The sequence below is a fragment of the Marinobacter sp. SBS5 genome, from assembly GCF_048285575.1.
Lineage (GTDB): Bacteria > Pseudomonadota > Gammaproteobacteria > Pseudomonadales > Oleiphilaceae > Marinobacter.
Genome location: NZ_JBLWAZ010000009.1, coordinates 1 through 14,639, shown reverse-complemented (window position 1 = coordinate 14,639; position 14,639 = coordinate 1). Strand labels below are relative to the sequence as shown.

Below are 14,639 nucleotides of genomic sequence, written 5' to 3'. Positions count from 1 at the left end.
AAAGGAATGAATTCCATGGCGATGAAACAATTGCGCAAGTGGTTAGCCACTGGCCTTATCTCAATGTCTGTGTTTTCAGCAGCTCACGCAGAAACGTTCATTTTCACCGCAATTCCCGATGAAGACGAAACCAAGTTAGTTGAACGGTTTCAGGGCGTAGCGGACTACCTATCAGAAGAACTGGATGTAGACGTTCGTTACATCCCCGTTAAATCCTATGCCGCTGCCGTATCGGCGTTCCGCAATAATCAAGTTCAGTTGGCGTGGTTTGGTGGATTGTCCGGCGTTCAGGCACGCCGCTTGGTTGATGGCTCCGAAGCAATCGCACAAGGTGTTGAAGACAAAGCATTCGAAACCTATTTCATCGCCAATACCGAAACAGGCATCGAGCCTTCCGATTCACTGGAAAGCCTTGAAGACAAGCTTCGCGGCAAAACCTTCACCTTTGGTTCCAAAGGTTCCACCTCTGGGCGCTTGATGCCAGAGTTCTATATTCGTGACACATTTGATGAAGCTCCAGACTCCGTATTTTCACGGGTCGGTTTTAGTGGCAACCACACCCGCACTTTACGTCTAGTTGAAGCGGGCACCTATGAAGTAGGCGCTTTGAACTTCCAGGTTTGGGAAAAAGAGTTGGCAGACGGCAACATCGACACCAGCGCCGTGCAGGTGATCTGGAAAACTCCAACCTACCCTGATTACCAGTGGACTATCCGTGGTGACGTGAACGAAACCTTCGGTGAAGGCTTCAAGGATCGTGTCACCAAAGCACTGCTGGAACTGGATGACCCTGCCCTGCTGGAAAGCTTCCCGCGGTCCGGGTTTATTCCAGCTTCCAACGATGATTACGAGCCAATTCGTAAGACCGCTCAAAACATCGGAATCCTGGATTAATGTCAGAGTTTGATTTTCATGGCCTGACAGCCAGCTTTGAAGGACAGCGGGTCATTGGCCCGTTGTCTCTTCACCTCCGGGAAGGTGAGCACATCGCCTTGGTCGGCAAAAGTGGAGCGGGTAAATCCACACTGATTAAAGTGATTTACGAACGCCTGCAACAGCGAGCCTCCCTGATCCCTCAGGGCTTGGGATTGGTGAATGCATTACCGGTCTTCCACAACGTCTTCATCGGTCAACTCGACAAGCACCCAACCTGGTACAACACGGTGACGTTGCTACGCCCCTTTTCGAAAGATAAGCGCGACGTTAAAACTCTGCTGGAAGAACTTTCGATTTCAGAGAAGCTTTGGATTCCCGCAGCAGCACTGTCGGGCGGTCAGCGCCAACGCGTGGCTATAGCCCGTGCACTCTATCGACAGGCACCCATACTACTGGCTGACGAACCTATTTCAGCCCTGGACGGCCCGATGGCCCATGCCGCCATGAAATTACTGACCGGTCGCTTTAATACCAGCATTGTTGCGCTGCACGACGTGGAGATGGCGCTTGCCTACTGCGACCGGATTATCGGCATTCAAGACGGCCAGATTGCGCTGGATGAACCAGCGGCTAATCTGGTAGCGTCAGATATCGCTTCGATTTACTGACCGGCCGATCACAACTCATGTTCGCCTACCCTACCGTCCGCACCAGTTTCATCTTCTTGGCTATCGCCATAGCCGGATTGTTAGTAGCCGACATCGCCATTACCACGGCAAACCCTTGGCAAGATCTTGGTCGGTTATTCTGGGGCATCGTAACCCCTAACTTTTTCAGCACCGAAGGTTTGTTGACGGCACTTCTTCGCACGGTCGCGTTTGCCTTTGTGGGCGTTGCTCTTGGCAGCGTGTGCGGGTTCTTGCTTTCGTTGGTGTATCGATTCTTACCCGTGCGCATGTTCTGCGCGTTTATTCGTTCTATCCACGAATTATTCTGGGCGCTGATCTTTCTACAGTTTTTCGGATTTCATCCGCTCACCGGCGTATTGGCGATTGCCATTCCCTACGCGGGTATCTTTGCCAAGGTGTACTCAGAGATATTCGAAGAGGCAGACCCAGAGCCAGGCCGGCTGCTGCCTCCTGGAACCCGATCAATCTCATCGTTTCTTTACACCAAAATTCCAGACTGCTGGGTGCAACTGAGAACCTACACCGCTTATCGTCTCGAATGCGGTATGCGTTCGTCGGCCATTCTGGGCTTTGTCGGCTTGCCAACTTTGGGCTTTTATCTGGAGTCTTCCTTCTCCCAAGGATTGTATTCCGATGCAGGCGCCATGCTGGTGTTGTTTTACATTTTAATTGCCACCATGCCGCTTTGGGTGCGCCCAAAGTTACTGCCAGCTTACGTGTTGGCGGCACCGTTCTTCCTCGGCGATGGTATGCCCATTATTTGGGGCAACGTAAAACGCTTCTTTACCGAAGACATTGTTCCCGCACCTATTCGTAACGGTGAGGGCCTAATCGGGCTTTCTGAGTGGATGGGAGATGTCTGGGTTAACGAGGCTCTACCCGGCATCTGGAATACAGTGGTGCTCACCCAAGTAGCCTTGGTGGCCACCGGCATCTTATCGCTGTTGGCATTCCCGTTGATTTCCAAGCATTTCGGCGGGCCGGTTCGGCGCACCTCCGGCCATATCTTTCTGGTGATCGCTCGCTCTACACCGGAGTACATCCTCGCGTATATTCTGCTTCAGCTTTGGGGGCCGTCCATGCTGCCAGCGGTGGTGGCTCTGGCGCTACATAACGGCGGCATTATCGGCCACCTGATTGGCAGGCAGACCAACACCATTACACTGCGCCCTGACGCACCAACCGGCTTTTCCCGCTACAGCTGGGAACTGGTTCCCCGCGTATACCGGTCCTTTTTAGCCTTTCTGTTTTACCGGTGGGAAATCATCATGCGGGAAACCGCCATCTTGGGCATCTTGGGTATCTACACCCTGGGCTTCTACGTGGACAGTGCCATTCAAAACATTCGCTTCGATCGGGCGATGGTTCTTATCCTGATTACTGCACTGCTCAACATTGGCGTAGACGCACTCGGCCGCCTTATTCGCCGAAAGCTTGCTCTTAAAACCATGCCCACCTGCTGAATTAGCCCATTCCGCTGGGACAAGCGTCACAGATCAACAAGGCCGTGCGAAATCTGCGCTGAACTGTGGAGTTGGTTGCAATGCTCGCCAGTTACTCAATGTTACACTCCATAACATCTAGTGATGCATCATCCATGTTTTCAGGAACTTAGAACAATGGTTTACGGAGTGGTGGCTATAACTCAAATCGGGCTTCTTTTACTAGTCTGCTTACTAGGTGCGCGCATTTACACCCTGACTCGCACTGAACTCGCCGCCCCTCAGGGAGCGTCTGCTTCAACCGGCACCGGTATCTCCCTTCGATCCAGCCAACGAACCCGCGCACACGAAAACAGCGCGAATCCGTTAACACTCGATCGCACAGAACTGTGTTCCAAGTTACATATACTGGCGGGGCTTCAAGAACGTGATTGCCAGTTGAAAGGGTTGTCGTTAGCTGAATCACCGAATGCCGTGCGGGCGTTCGCAACCGCCTGGCTTTACGGAGCGAGTTGCTCCCTGTGCCCAAAGGCTGTGCGACATTCTGAGAATTTGGCCGGAATCGTAGCGGGCATTGCCAGCCGCAAAACTGGCATTCGTCAATCAGACGCCATGCAAACCATTGCTACGCTGACATCCAGCAATATTTTGCTCGCATGTTATCGAGCGGGACTTGAAGGCGCAGAGTTCTGGGAAGAAAACCACTACGTGCCTGCAACTTCAAGCCTATATGACGCCGTTACCAGCAATGCCTTTATCTGACCTTTTCTAATTCCCAGTCAGTACCAAGCGAGACGACTTCGGTTACTTTGTCTGTGTCGGCCAAAACACAGGTGAGCGCCGGCATACTGTAGCCACCCTCTTCGGTGTGTTGCATGGAATCAACATCCACCGCACGCACTAACCAGCACTGCCCTTTGGCGATCACTCGGGAGCGATGGCTTAACCCAAACACGAAGCGGCAGTAATCGAGCTTGAGCTGCAATAAATCTTGCTCGGTTTTTCGGATTTTCCGCAGCAGTACTTCCTGTACACTTTCCCCGTAATCCATCACTTAACCCCCGGAAGTAAAACCATCGGAAATTTAACTACGTTTTCGCCCTGAAAAACAGGATGGGTGCCTCACTTCCCAACATTTGTTGGCCGCTTTGTAAATCGATCTGCCAGACCATCTCGGAGCCTGTCGCACACAAGGGCGCCTCAAATTCTGCCGTAAAGTGGCTAGTGGATTGTCGCTGGAGAGGAACCGGATACTCACCCATGTACATCGAGCGCCCGCGCAGAACAGCAAGAAAACGGGCGGGGGCCGCCGGGGTATCCACGTTCAGCGCATACAGATGCTCACCGGCACTGTCTTGCTGAGGCTTCAAGCTTACGCGCCATTCCCCTTCTGGCGTGCTCCAGGTGCAAGGGCCATCTAATAGATCACATTCGGAGCGAACCCCTTCTTCTTCAGCATCACCCAAGTACTGCGAAGCAAAAACGGCCAACCCAATGACTGCGATCAGAGCGATCGATACCGAAAAAACACGTAACATCATAAGCCTCAGTTTGTATGCAAGCTCACATTATGGGGATATGTGCGCACAAGGCAAAGGTTTCTAAACTGCCGCCACCATGAGAAAATGTTCGGCTTTCTGGTTTGAGTCACCCACATAGACAGGACACATAGCCGTGCAGCCGGATATCTCCATAAAGAACCTGAATAAGATTTATGAAGGTGGTTTTCAGGCGCTCAACGATATCAATCTGGACATCTACCCAGGGGAGATTTTTGCCCTACTCGGCCCCAACGGTGCTGGCAAAACAACGCTCATCTCCATTATTTGTGGCATCGTCAATAAAACCAACGGGCAGGCGACCGCTGCAGGCTACGACATTGTTAAAGACTACCGTAAAGCCCGTGAAGCCATCGGCTTGGTGCCACAGGAACTCAACACCGACTCGTTCGAAACGGTTTGGGATGCGGTTTCTTTCAGCCGTGGGCTGTTTGGCAAATCCCCGAAGCCCAGCCACATCGAAAAAGTGCTGAAAGACCTATCCTTATGGGATAAGCGCAACAACCGAATTATGTCTCTTTCTGGCGGCATGAAGCGTCGGGTGATGATTGCCAAGGCCTTGTCTCACGAACCTCGCATCCTGTTTCTGGACGAACCCACTGCAGGTGTTGACGTAGAGTTGCGCCGCGACATGTGGGAAATGGTCAGAAAGCTCCGCGAGAACGGCACCACAGTGATCCTGACAACCCACTACATCGAAGAAGCCGAAGAAATGGCCGATCGCATCGGCGTTATTCGCCAGGGCCAGATCATTTTGGTGGAAGACAAAGACCGCTTGATGTCGAAGTTGGGCAAGAAGGAGCTGCGCCTGCATCTGCAGAACAAACTGGAAGCCATTCCGGGAGAGCTGACACTCGAGCCCTTAGAACTTTCGGAAGATGGCTACCAACTGATTTATACCTTTGACTCCCAGAAACAACAGGCCGGTGTAGCCAGGCTCCTACGGACCTTGGGTGATTTGGGCATTGAGTACCGTGATCTGCAAACACGGGAAAGCTCTCTGGAAGAGATTTTTGTTGGCCTAGTTAACGAGTAAAACCGCGCCCGCACGGAGATGGACATGAATTTGTACGGTGTAAAAGCAATTTATAAGTTCGAAATGGCGCGTATGCGGCGCACGCTGATGCAAAGCGTGTTGTCGCCGGTCATCTCTACCTGCCTGTACTTCGTGGTGTTTGGATCCGCCATTGGCTCTCGCATGGGCGACATCAACAGCATCAGTTACGGGGCTTACATCATCCCCGGCTTAGTGATGCTTTCGTTGCTCATGCAAAGCATTTCAAACGCTTCGTTTGGCATCTACATGCCGAAGTTTTCGGGCACAATTTATGAAGTACTTTCAGCGCCTGTATCCTACTTCGAAATCGTATTGGGCTATGTGGGTGCGGCTGCTACCAAGTCGGTTCTGCTTGGTTTGATCATCCTCGCTACCGCTAGGTTGTTCGTTGACTATTCGGTTCTTCACCCCTTCTGGATGGTGGCGTTCCTCGCCCTGACGGCAGTCACCTTCAGCCTGTTCGGATTCATTATCGGCATATGGGCAGACGGTTTCGAGAAACTGCAGATCGTTCCGATGATGATCGTCACGCCTCTTGTGTTCCTGGGCGGCACCTTTTACTCCATCGATATGCTGCCTGAAATCTGGCAAACCATCAGCCTGTTCAACCCTGTGGTGTACTTGATCAGCGGCTTCCGCTGGGCCTTCTATGGCGTTTCAGATGTTCATATTGGCGTGAGCGTGGGCATGACTCTTATGTTCCTCGGCATGTGCCTGACCACCATCTGGTGGATCTTCAAGACCGGCTACCGTCTGCGCTCATGAAAGTACTCTCCTTTTTAATCCCCTTCTTCGCACTGGCCTTGGCGGGCTGTGGCGCGGCAGAAGCGGGAAAGTCCATCGCCCCGGTTGAACTGCCCCGCGCACAAGCCTGCTTTGTCAGTGGTGGAACGGGGTACCCGGTCAAGGTCGAGATTTCCAGCGACTCAGAAGAACGGAAAAAAGGGTTAATGGGTCGGCGCACGATGGCGGAGGACGCCGGAATGGTGTTTGAGTATCAGGAAGAACGGCCTGCGCGTTACGGGTTCTGGATGTACAAAACGCTCATACCGCTCGACATAGCGTTTCTCGATGAAAATGGCGTGATTGTGAGCATACGTCATATGCTGCCCTGCACATCCTCCCGCAGCTCAGGCTGCCCCATTTACCCGGCAGGAACCCCTTTCCGGAACGCCGTGGAAATGAATGCCGGTTACTTCAAAGCTCGGAGCATCGGAGTGGGTGACCGGCTCATTTGGCCTTCCGATGGCGCCTGCCCACCCTGATTATTTGTGGCGCCACTCTGGCTGGCGCTTATCGAGAAAGGCAGAAATCCCTTCTTTCGCATCGTGAGTCACCACGTTGCTGGCCATCACTTCCGCGGTGTAGTCGTAAGCTTCGTTGAGTGGCATTTCCAATTGCCGGTAGAAGGCTGTTTTACCCACGTTCAGGGTGTGAGCGGATTTCCCCGCAATCGTTGCCGCCATTGTGTAAACCGTTTCATCCAGCAACTCCGGTTCCACAACCCGATTCACCAACCCTATTCGCTCTGCCCGTTCGGCATCAATCATCTCACCGGTCAACAACATTTCCATCGCATGCTTGCGAGACACATTGCGTGAAAGCGCCACCATAGGAGTGGAACAGAACAGTCCGATATTCACTCCCGGCGTGGCAAACCGCGCGCCCTTCTCGGCGACCGCGAGATCACAACTCGCGACCAACTGGCACCCGGCCGCCGTGGCCACACCTGCAACGCGAGCGATGACCGGTTGCGGAAGATTTACGATTTGCTGCATCACCTCACTGCATTTTTCAAACAGCTCTTTTTGAAACGCGTAGCTATCGAACTGGCTACGAATCTCCTTAAGATCATGGCCCGCACAGAACACATGGCCTGCTGCTGACAGGACCACAACTCGGGAAGCTTCCTTCGCCGCGATATCCGAAAGCGCATCGCCCAACGCATTCAGCATGTCCATCGAGAGGCTGTTGCGGCGATCCGGTTGGTTCAATGTCAGCGTTGTGATGCCATGGTCATCCGTGCTGAGTGTGAGCAGATCTGCCATACCTAATATCTCCGAAATGCTTAATTGTTAGAATGCGCCCAGTATCAGACAAGTTGATTCGACTGTCGAATAGTAGCGGCAACACAGCCTTTTCCTATACTCTAAGGTACACCTAGATCCTTGATAAATCGCCGGATTCACCAAGGCTAACCCTGAAACGTGTATTGGCTGTTGGGAGAGCAGTGTGTTTTTACTAAAGCGCAAAGGTAACCATCGCCTACAGCTTACCCGCACACTGTCGGAGCCGGGGCGCTACCAGGTTGATCTGTATCTGTTTACCCCGCACGAAGACAGCCTGACCTCCTGGACACTTTCAGAGCAGCAGTTCCTGTTCAATTCGATCGAACACCGGTTCAGTTTGCTGGGCCTGCCGGAGCAGGATCGGATCGGTAAATCCAACCAAGCCTTCGCCCTGCTCTCACCTCACTACGAGATCACCTTTGGTTCCTGGCTGTTTCAATATCGGGCCTCCATGGAGCGCCTGCGCCAACAAATCGAAACCTCTGGCCTGAGTGTTGAGCTGATCAACCGGGCACTTCGCCTGAGCCGTAACTTTGCCCAGCGTTTGCGCAACTCATCACCGGCTAAAAGCAGCCAACAGCGTTATTACCGCTTGGCGGACATTTATTACTCCTGGCATACCGAACAGTTCTTGCTGGAATGTTTGGCGATAGAAGGCTTTGATGAGCTGGGGGAAGAGATCCGGGAATCGGTTATCGAATTTCTTGAACGGGAATACCAGCACCGGCAGGAACACGAATACCAGAGCAGCTTCAAAGGCGACGCAACGCGCGTGTGGAACCGGATGGGCCTTTATCACCGCCTGCTTGAATACCCGGTATTACTCAGGCCGAAGGTGATCGAGCTTGGTGACGGAACGCGCAAGATGGTTAAGGCCGTCTCAACCACACTCATCATGGCGCTGTTCACCTACATTCTGTTCAACACCCGAACCATCAGCGAGCAGTTGTCCCTCAGCCTATTGTTTGGCATCGCGCTGATCTACGCCGTTCGGGATTTGTTGCGCGATGACATGATCACCGCCATCACCCGTTGGCTACGCAAAGGCAAACCCCGCTGGAAAATCCGCCTGCTAACGCCCTACACCAGTAAACCCTTTGCCGGAAAACGAGTGTGGCTGGATTACCGCAAGCGTTCCGACCTACCCAAACAGGTTAAGGAAAGCTCCGGAAAATGGGTAACGAACGAAGCCCAACAAATCGTGTGCTATCGCTCGGTAACCTACCTGGACCACTCCGCGCTGGAGAAAAGCCATCTTCAGGAGCGCCTGAGCTTGGACTGCGAAGCGCTATGCGAAATGATTCAGCCCACCACCAACAAACTATACGCCTGGAGTGAAAAAGACGACTTCACCTCTGAGATCAAAGCCCACCCCATCGAGAAGCAACACGATTACGACCTGCTTCTGGTGTATTCCCAGACGGGCCAAGAACACCAGTCGGCGCAACGCTGGAGCCTGCGGCTAAGCAGCAGTGGGATTGTGGAATGCGAAAAGAAGAAGGCGAATTGGCCGAAGCCCGAGAGTGAGGAAAAGAAAGATAAGCAGGAGAAATAAATAACCGAAGGGTCAGCGATTTGTCGGATTTTTTTACACATTGAAGTATATGGTTCGAAGGGCTTGTTTGATAAACACCTGTATTGAATTGAAATTACACACGGTGGTGCAATAAATGCCTTCTTTACCAGTGAGGTCGTTATCAGCTTCATATAGGTAAAGTAGCTATGAAAACCACAATTCGACTAATGGCAATGAATGTTCTTGCGGTGTCTTTGCTGGCAGCCAGCCAAGCACAGGCGGGATTGATGTCGTGTTCCTCTGCAACTAGCTATTCGTTGTCTAATGCAACGCAAAGCGCGTGTTTCACCGGTAATGACAGCAACCAAATTGATAAGGATTTTTCGCTGTTTGGAATGGATGGATGGATGCTCGCTCACAAGAACGATGGTCCAGATGGTGATGGTCTAATTAGTTTTACGAGCGCACCGGATAATGGTGCTAAATCCGGGAATTGGGCAATCGATACGCTCGCAGGACTGGATAATATCGTGATCACGCTTAAGGCAGGAAACGGATTCGGGGCATTTCTCCTAGATTTGACTGTCGGTGATCCGCTCAGCGGAACATGGTCGTCAGGTAAAGGCCTATCGCACGCCTCGATCTACTACAAGGGTGAACCGACGATCAAAGTGCCAGAGCCAAGTATCCTCGCCTTGATGGGATTAGGGTTGTTGGGAGTTGGCATAGCCAGGCGAAGAGTTCAAAAATAATAAGCAATTAAAAGCCTAATTATTTAAGCCATCTCAAACGAGGTGGCTTTTTTTATAATTTACCTGAGGTTTTCACGTTTGTTAAATACCTCGAGGATAACTCCCATGAAACAGAACACTCCCCTCGTGACCGTATTTGCACTCGCTATCACTTATAGTTTTAGCGGGTATGCTGCCGAAAAACCGCAATCTCTATTAGAAGATGCGCTCAGTGCCGCACCTCCGACATTACGGGACACCGTTACCGTTTTAGACTGGAACCAAAATGTCCTTCAAGAAGGAATAAGCAACTACACCTGCTTCCCGACCCCACCCCAACTCACGGGAAAAGCACCAATGTGTATGGATGGGCCATGGATGGACTGGGCCCAAGCCTGGATGAACAAAGAACCTTTTCAGGCGAAAGCCATCGGAATCTCTTACATGCTCGCAGGTGATGGAGGGGCTAGTAATACAGACCCGTACGCTGAGGGGCCAACCGCTGATAATGAATGGATCGTCGAAGGGCCACATCTAATGATGATTACTCCAGATGCAGCTCTCTTAGAGTCATTACCGACGGACCCTAGCCTTGGTGGCCCTTACGTAATGTATAAAGGGACTCCATACGCACACATCATGATACCGGTAGGTTCTAGAAAATAGTCCGTTTCAAGGTATCGTGGTATGTAGTGGTGCCTTGTTACTCATAACGCCAGTGTTAGGTACCCCAGCCATCTGCTCATTGTCGGTGTCTTTTGGGACAGATGAACATTATGCCGGGTGAAATGCTAACCTGATCCCAGGTTTCCGCTACGATAAGACAGTCCAGCGACGCGGGTCACGCAGTTGCTGAGGGCTTGCCCCTCATTTTACGAGGCAACATCGGTTAGTGAGGTACCAGACCACCTAACTTTTTCAGGAGTAAAGAATGTCGGATACCAACATCGAACTTATTTCCACCATTAGCGAAGACAATAAACTGGAACTTGCCCTGCGCGAGATAGAGATCCCCCAGCCCGGCGAAAACGAAGTGGTCATCCGCATCGAAGCCGCTCCTATTAACCCGTCTGACCTGGGGGTGATGTTCAGCGTGGCCGATATGACGACGGCCACCCAATCCGGTAGCGCCGATCGCCCGGTTATCAGTGCCGATGTCCCGGCCAAGTTCATGGGTGCCGTTAAAAAGCGGGTTGGCAAGCCTATACCCGTAGGCAACGAAGGGGCCGGTACAGTCGTCGCTGCGGGCTCATCAGCCGCTGCGCAAAGCTTGATGGGCAAAACCGTTGCGGTAATTGGCGGTGGTAGCTACCGCCAATACCTCTGTGCCAATGTGCAAAGCTGTCTAGAACTGGAGCCGGGTACGACTGCAGCAGAAGGCGCGTCAAGCTTTGTTAACCCGCTGACGGCATTGACCATGGTAGAAACCATGCGCGCTGAAGGTCACAAGGCTATCGTTCACGCTGCCGCCGCCTCAAACCTCGGACAAATGCTCAACCGCGTCTGCATCGCCGACGGCATCGACCTGGTCAATATCGTCCGCAAGCCCGAACAGGAAGCGTTGCTGCGCGAATTGGGTGCCAAATACGTGGTTAACTCCAGTAGCGACAGCTTTATGGCAGACCTGACCCAAGCACTGATCGAAACCGGCGCGACTATCGCGTTCGATCCTATTGGTGGCGGTAAATTGGCTAGTGATATTCTCACCTGCATGGAAGCCGCCGTCGCTCGAAACATCACTGAATACAGCGTGTACGGGTCTGACATCTTTAAACAGGTTTATATTTATGGCGGGCTTGATCGTGGCCCCATCACGCTAAACCGCAGCTTTGGTTTTGCATGGGGTGTGAACGGCTTTTTATTGTTTAATGCATTAGGAAAACTGAGCAAGGAAACCACCATCGCCATGCGGAAACGCATAGCCGCCGAGATCAAAACCACGTTCGCCAGCCACTACACTCACGAAGTATCCCTGGCCGGTGCTTTACAACTGGATGCGATCGCGGTTTATGGCAAACAGGCTACCGGAGAGAAGTTCCTGATCAAACCACAGAGCTAACGTTTGATGTCTGTCCGCAAGGCAATCTCAGGCTGCTGGAGTAAGAATGACTCCAGCAGCCTGAATCTCTTTTTGTGCTGTTTACCCCCAGCATCAACGGCGTGGCCGTAGGCCACGTCCGATTATATGCGCTTGTTAACGAGCAAATTCATCAAGTGCCTCTATAGCTCTCTCTGCAGATTCGCTCTGAGTAAAAATATGATCGTGGTAATAACCTGAAATTACGTTTGCACTAATTCCATGCTCAGCAAGTTTATTTGAGAAAGCAGCTGTTAGCCCAACGGCATCAAGGCTTGAGTGAACACTCAATGTAATTCCTTTAAACACAGATTCGTAATCAACGTTTTTCTCATCCGCCTTAGATTTCGGAATGACTAATGTAAGCCCCTGAGATTCGCTGATGGATGCTATTGGTTCCAAATCTGAATAGTCTCCGTATCGAGCATCCTGGAACGTGCAAAATACATATTCCCCATCCATTAGTTCTGGGGACATGGATTTGAGTAGCTTTTCTAAGTTTTTCTCGCCAGTCATGGTTTGTCTCGCTCGCTAACGCCGCGCTCTGCGGCGCTCTCGTAATGAAGTCGAAGCCGCAATGAAAAGGGCATCCGGTGGAGAGCCTAAGTTATGGCTGTTTGTCATACACCGCTACGCCTTCCGGTATAGAGTACCAGTCTTGCTTCTCGCTCACCCAAACATGAGCGGTCGGTTGAATGATGCTGGTATCTGAAAGGTTTGACGGCTTGAGCTTGATTTTTTCAGGCTCCTTCGGATCAAAATGATATATTCGGTTTCCACAGGTTGGGCAAAACTTTGCTCCATTTGTGTTGCCGCTATCCGCGACTCTGCTCCAATCAACCATCTCGCCCTGAAACTCAACCATGTCAGCACCTACAACCGCGGTGATGCTAAATGCGCTTGTAGAAAGTTTCTGGCATTCTTTGCAGTGGCACGCAACAATCATCAGAGGAGCTGACAACAATTGGTATTTTACTCCTCCGCATTGGCAGGAACCTTCGATCGGGTATTTCATTTCCATCTCCGATAGCTCTATAAATCGCTAACGCTTGCATTTGCGCGCACAAAAAGCCGGGCGTAGTGAGTGTCTGCATGATGCACTGGTTAGGCTGTGTTTGCTAAGTAAAGGCACCAATAATTGCACCAATTAAAGTAAGCTCAACAACGCTATGAGCCGAATTTATTAATGTTAGTTTTGATGATGTACGAGCGAAACCGTTGTAGTAACCTAGCGACGTAATAGTAAACACGATCGCAACTACTGCGCCAAAAAATGCGCCGCTAAGAACACCAGAAACGTTTGTTACTGCTATCAGCAATGCAATTAACAGGGCTTTTGTTAGCCCCGAGATTAAAGACATAATAAAAGCACTTCCAAGGCCTTCGGTACTGTCAGCCTCTTCCTTTGTTATGCCTAAAGCATTAGCCCATGCTTCACCAAAAACTGTCCAGTGGTACCATACAAACCCAAGCAAATAACTAGCAATAGTTGCAACTGCTGCAGCGATGTAATTTATGCTTTGCAGTTCAGACATCCAATTCATGTAAACTCCTAATGTTATTTGAGCTGCCTAACGCAGAGCGCAAGTGACCTTGACGCAGCGAAGCGAAGGGCATCCGTGCGACGCGTATGGTTATACACCGGACTTGGCTTTTTGAATCAAATCTGCCAAATCCGGCGCGATTGGCATCTTCTTAAACGGACTAACATTTGCACCACCAGTATTACCTGGAGGGACCAAGCCAAATGCTGTTTTCGTCGCAGCGCCAACAATCCGAAAAACCTGACCAAGCGCCTCTCGGATTGAGCGATTTCGAGCAGCCCACACCAGCATCAATATATGGACCTTAACGTGCCAATACGTTGATTCTTGTCCTACAACGTGCGCCCGTTCTAGATAAGCAAATTCTTGCTGAGTATTACCGGCTAAATTTGCTCGCTTGGCGTTCGCCAGTTCGATTTCGACGTAAGGAGCTATTTGTTGTGAAAAACCACGTTTCATAAAGACCTCCTCTCAGGTGTCTACTGAAGTGGGGGAAGTGCAGAACGAACTACAACAACTTGTTATGCAATACACAGTCGTCGCACCTCATTCGATATACCCGCACAGGTCGGGCATGGAATTCTCGAATCGTATAATCTCCGAACCCGACCTTCTCCGTCACCCTAACGGAGGCTGTATGCTCCGGCTCGATAATAACAATTACCGACTCGCAGTGTTTTTGATCGAAAGCATACTGGAGAACACCTTTCACAGCTTCTGTCGCATACCCCTGATGCCAGAACCTGCGCGCCAGACGATAACCTAGATTGATTTCTTCAACATCGCCAACCAACTCCGGCCCAACGCCACAGAAGCCGATAAAATGCCCTGATTCCTTCTCACACAATGCCCATGGCCCTATTCCATGTGATTCGTAACACTCAAGGCACCTATCAACGAACTTTCGGGTAGCTTCTTCGTCGCAAACTCCACGAATGGAGAACTTCATGACTTCCGGATCACTGAGCATTGCGGTGAGCACAGGAACGTCTTGATGGGATAGTTTCCTTGCAACCAGCCTCTCTGTTTCAAACAATGGCACCGATCTCTCCCTGTGCATAACGAGGCTGTAGAAAAAC

At 51.3% G+C, this 14,639-nt stretch carries 19 protein-coding genes; 11 read left to right on the top strand and 8 right to left on the bottom strand.

Annotated features, from left to right (window positions below; all coding sequences use genetic code 11):
• The first annotated feature begins 15 nt into the window (after positions 1-15).
• From ACNQ6O_RS14695 to ACNQ6O_RS14680, 4 genes are all read left to right on the top strand, one after another.
• The gene (locus ACNQ6O_RS14695; RefSeq protein WP_418053956.1) at positions 16-894 is read left to right on the top strand and encodes a putative selenate ABC transporter substrate-binding protein; all 879 of its coding nucleotides are present in this window, start codon (positions 16-18) and stop codon (positions 892-894) included.
• A complete protein-coding gene (locus tag ACNQ6O_RS14690) occupies positions 894-1,544 on the top strand; it encodes an ATP-binding cassette domain-containing protein (RefSeq protein ID WP_418053955.1) in 651 nt (216 codons plus the stop codon). Before ACNQ6O_RS14695 ends, ACNQ6O_RS14690 begins: the two co-directional genes overlap by 1 nt.
• Positions 1,545-1,561: 17 nt before the next feature.
• Entirely contained in the window at positions 1,562-3,028 is a 1,467-nt protein-coding gene (locus ACNQ6O_RS14685; RefSeq protein ID WP_418053954.1) for a PhnE/PtxC family ABC transporter permease, read from the top strand.
• A gap of 156 nt (positions 3,029-3,184) precedes the next feature.
• Positions 3,185-3,769 (top strand): hypothetical protein, encoded by a 585-nt coding sequence (locus ACNQ6O_RS14680; RefSeq protein ID WP_418053953.1) that lies wholly within the window; start codon positions 3,185-3,187, stop codon positions 3,767-3,769.
• Here ACNQ6O_RS14680 and ACNQ6O_RS14675 read toward each other — a convergent pair.
• Both ACNQ6O_RS14675 and ACNQ6O_RS14670 read right to left on the bottom strand, forming a co-directional pair.
• Positions 3,762-4,058, bottom strand: coding sequence for a hypothetical protein (locus ACNQ6O_RS14675; protein WP_418053952.1), 297 nt, complete (start codon positions 4,056-4,058; stop codon positions 3,762-3,764). The genes ACNQ6O_RS14680 and ACNQ6O_RS14675 overlap by 8 nt on opposite strands.
• Positions 4,059-4,095: 37 nt before the next feature.
• Complete coding sequence (locus ACNQ6O_RS14670; protein WP_418053951.1) at positions 4,096-4,548, bottom strand: hypothetical protein; 453 nt, start codon at positions 4,546-4,548, stop codon at positions 4,096-4,098.
• A gap of 133 nt (positions 4,549-4,681) precedes the next feature.
• Here ACNQ6O_RS14670 and ACNQ6O_RS14665 point away from each other — a divergent pair, with 133 nt between their 5' ends.
• Genes ACNQ6O_RS14665 through ACNQ6O_RS14655 form a run of 3 tightly spaced genes read left to right on the top strand, consistent with a single transcriptional unit; the run spans position 4,682 to position 6,888 of the window.
• Complete coding sequence (locus tag ACNQ6O_RS14665; protein ID WP_418053950.1) at positions 4,682-5,602, top strand: ABC transporter ATP-binding protein; 921 nt, start codon at positions 4,682-4,684, stop codon at positions 5,600-5,602.
• Positions 5,603-5,626: 24 nt separating this feature from the next.
• Positions 5,627-6,388, top strand: coding sequence for an ABC transporter permease (locus ACNQ6O_RS14660; RefSeq protein WP_418053949.1), 762 nt, complete (start codon positions 5,627-5,629; stop codon positions 6,386-6,388).
• A complete protein-coding gene (locus ACNQ6O_RS14655) occupies positions 6,385-6,888 on the top strand; it encodes a DUF192 domain-containing protein (protein WP_418053948.1) in 504 nt (167 codons plus the stop codon). The genes ACNQ6O_RS14660 and ACNQ6O_RS14655 overlap by 4 nt, the downstream gene beginning before the upstream one ends.
• Here ACNQ6O_RS14655 and ACNQ6O_RS14650 read toward each other — a convergent pair whose 3' ends face one another.
• Positions 6,889-7,671, bottom strand: coding sequence for an enoyl-CoA hydratase (locus tag ACNQ6O_RS14650; RefSeq protein ID WP_418053947.1), 783 nt, complete (start codon positions 7,669-7,671; stop codon positions 6,889-6,891). It abuts the gene before it with no gap.
• A 184-nt stretch (positions 7,672-7,855) separates the two neighbouring features.
• Between ACNQ6O_RS14650 and ACNQ6O_RS14645 the strand changes: the two genes are divergently transcribed.
• The 4 genes from ACNQ6O_RS14645 (at position 7,856) to ACNQ6O_RS14630 (ending at position 11,998) form a co-directional block, all read left to right on the top strand.
• Positions 7,856-9,247, top strand: coding sequence for a hypothetical protein (locus ACNQ6O_RS14645; RefSeq protein WP_418053946.1), 1,392 nt, complete (start codon positions 7,856-7,858; stop codon positions 9,245-9,247).
• A 167-nt stretch (positions 9,248-9,414) separates the two neighbouring features.
• Positions 9,415-9,960 (top strand): PEP-CTERM sorting domain-containing protein, encoded by a 546-nt coding sequence (locus ACNQ6O_RS14640; RefSeq protein ID WP_418053945.1) that lies wholly within the window; start codon positions 9,415-9,417, stop codon positions 9,958-9,960.
• Between the two features lie 105 nt (positions 9,961-10,065).
• Positions 10,066-10,605 carry a hypothetical protein gene (locus ACNQ6O_RS14635; protein ID WP_418053944.1) on the top strand — a complete coding sequence of 180 codons (540 nt, stop codon included), beginning with the start codon at positions 10,066-10,068 and terminating at the stop codon, positions 10,603-10,605.
• Between the two features lie 265 nt (positions 10,606-10,870).
• Positions 10,871-11,998, top strand: a complete 1,128-nt coding sequence (locus ACNQ6O_RS14630; protein ID WP_418053943.1) for a zinc-binding dehydrogenase — start codon at positions 10,871-10,873, stop codon at positions 11,996-11,998.
• Positions 11,999-12,133: 135 nt separating this feature from the next.
• Here the strand turns inward: ACNQ6O_RS14630 and ACNQ6O_RS14625 are convergent, their stop codons facing one another.
• The 5 genes from ACNQ6O_RS14625 to ACNQ6O_RS14605 form a co-directional block, all read right to left on the bottom strand.
• Entirely contained in the window at positions 12,134-12,532 is a 399-nt protein-coding gene (locus ACNQ6O_RS14625) for an ACT domain-containing protein (RefSeq protein WP_418053942.1), read from the bottom strand.
• Between the two features lie 91 nt (positions 12,533-12,623).
• On the bottom strand, positions 12,624-13,031 hold the full coding sequence (locus tag ACNQ6O_RS14620) for a GFA family protein (protein ID WP_418053941.1): 408 nt from the start codon (positions 13,029-13,031) through the stop codon (positions 12,624-12,626).
• Between the two features lie 103 nt (positions 13,032-13,134).
• Entirely contained in the window at positions 13,135-13,560 is a 426-nt protein-coding gene (locus ACNQ6O_RS14615) for a DUF1761 domain-containing protein (protein ID WP_418053940.1), read from the bottom strand.
• Positions 13,561-13,650: 90 nt separating this feature from the next.
• Positions 13,651-14,019 (bottom strand): DUF3703 domain-containing protein, encoded by a 369-nt coding sequence (locus tag ACNQ6O_RS14610; protein ID WP_418053939.1) that lies wholly within the window; start codon positions 14,017-14,019, stop codon positions 13,651-13,653.
• A gap of 49 nt (positions 14,020-14,068) precedes the next feature.
• On the bottom strand, positions 14,069-14,639 hold a 571-nt coding region (locus tag ACNQ6O_RS14605), incomplete at its 5' end, for a GNAT family N-acetyltransferase (protein ID WP_418053938.1).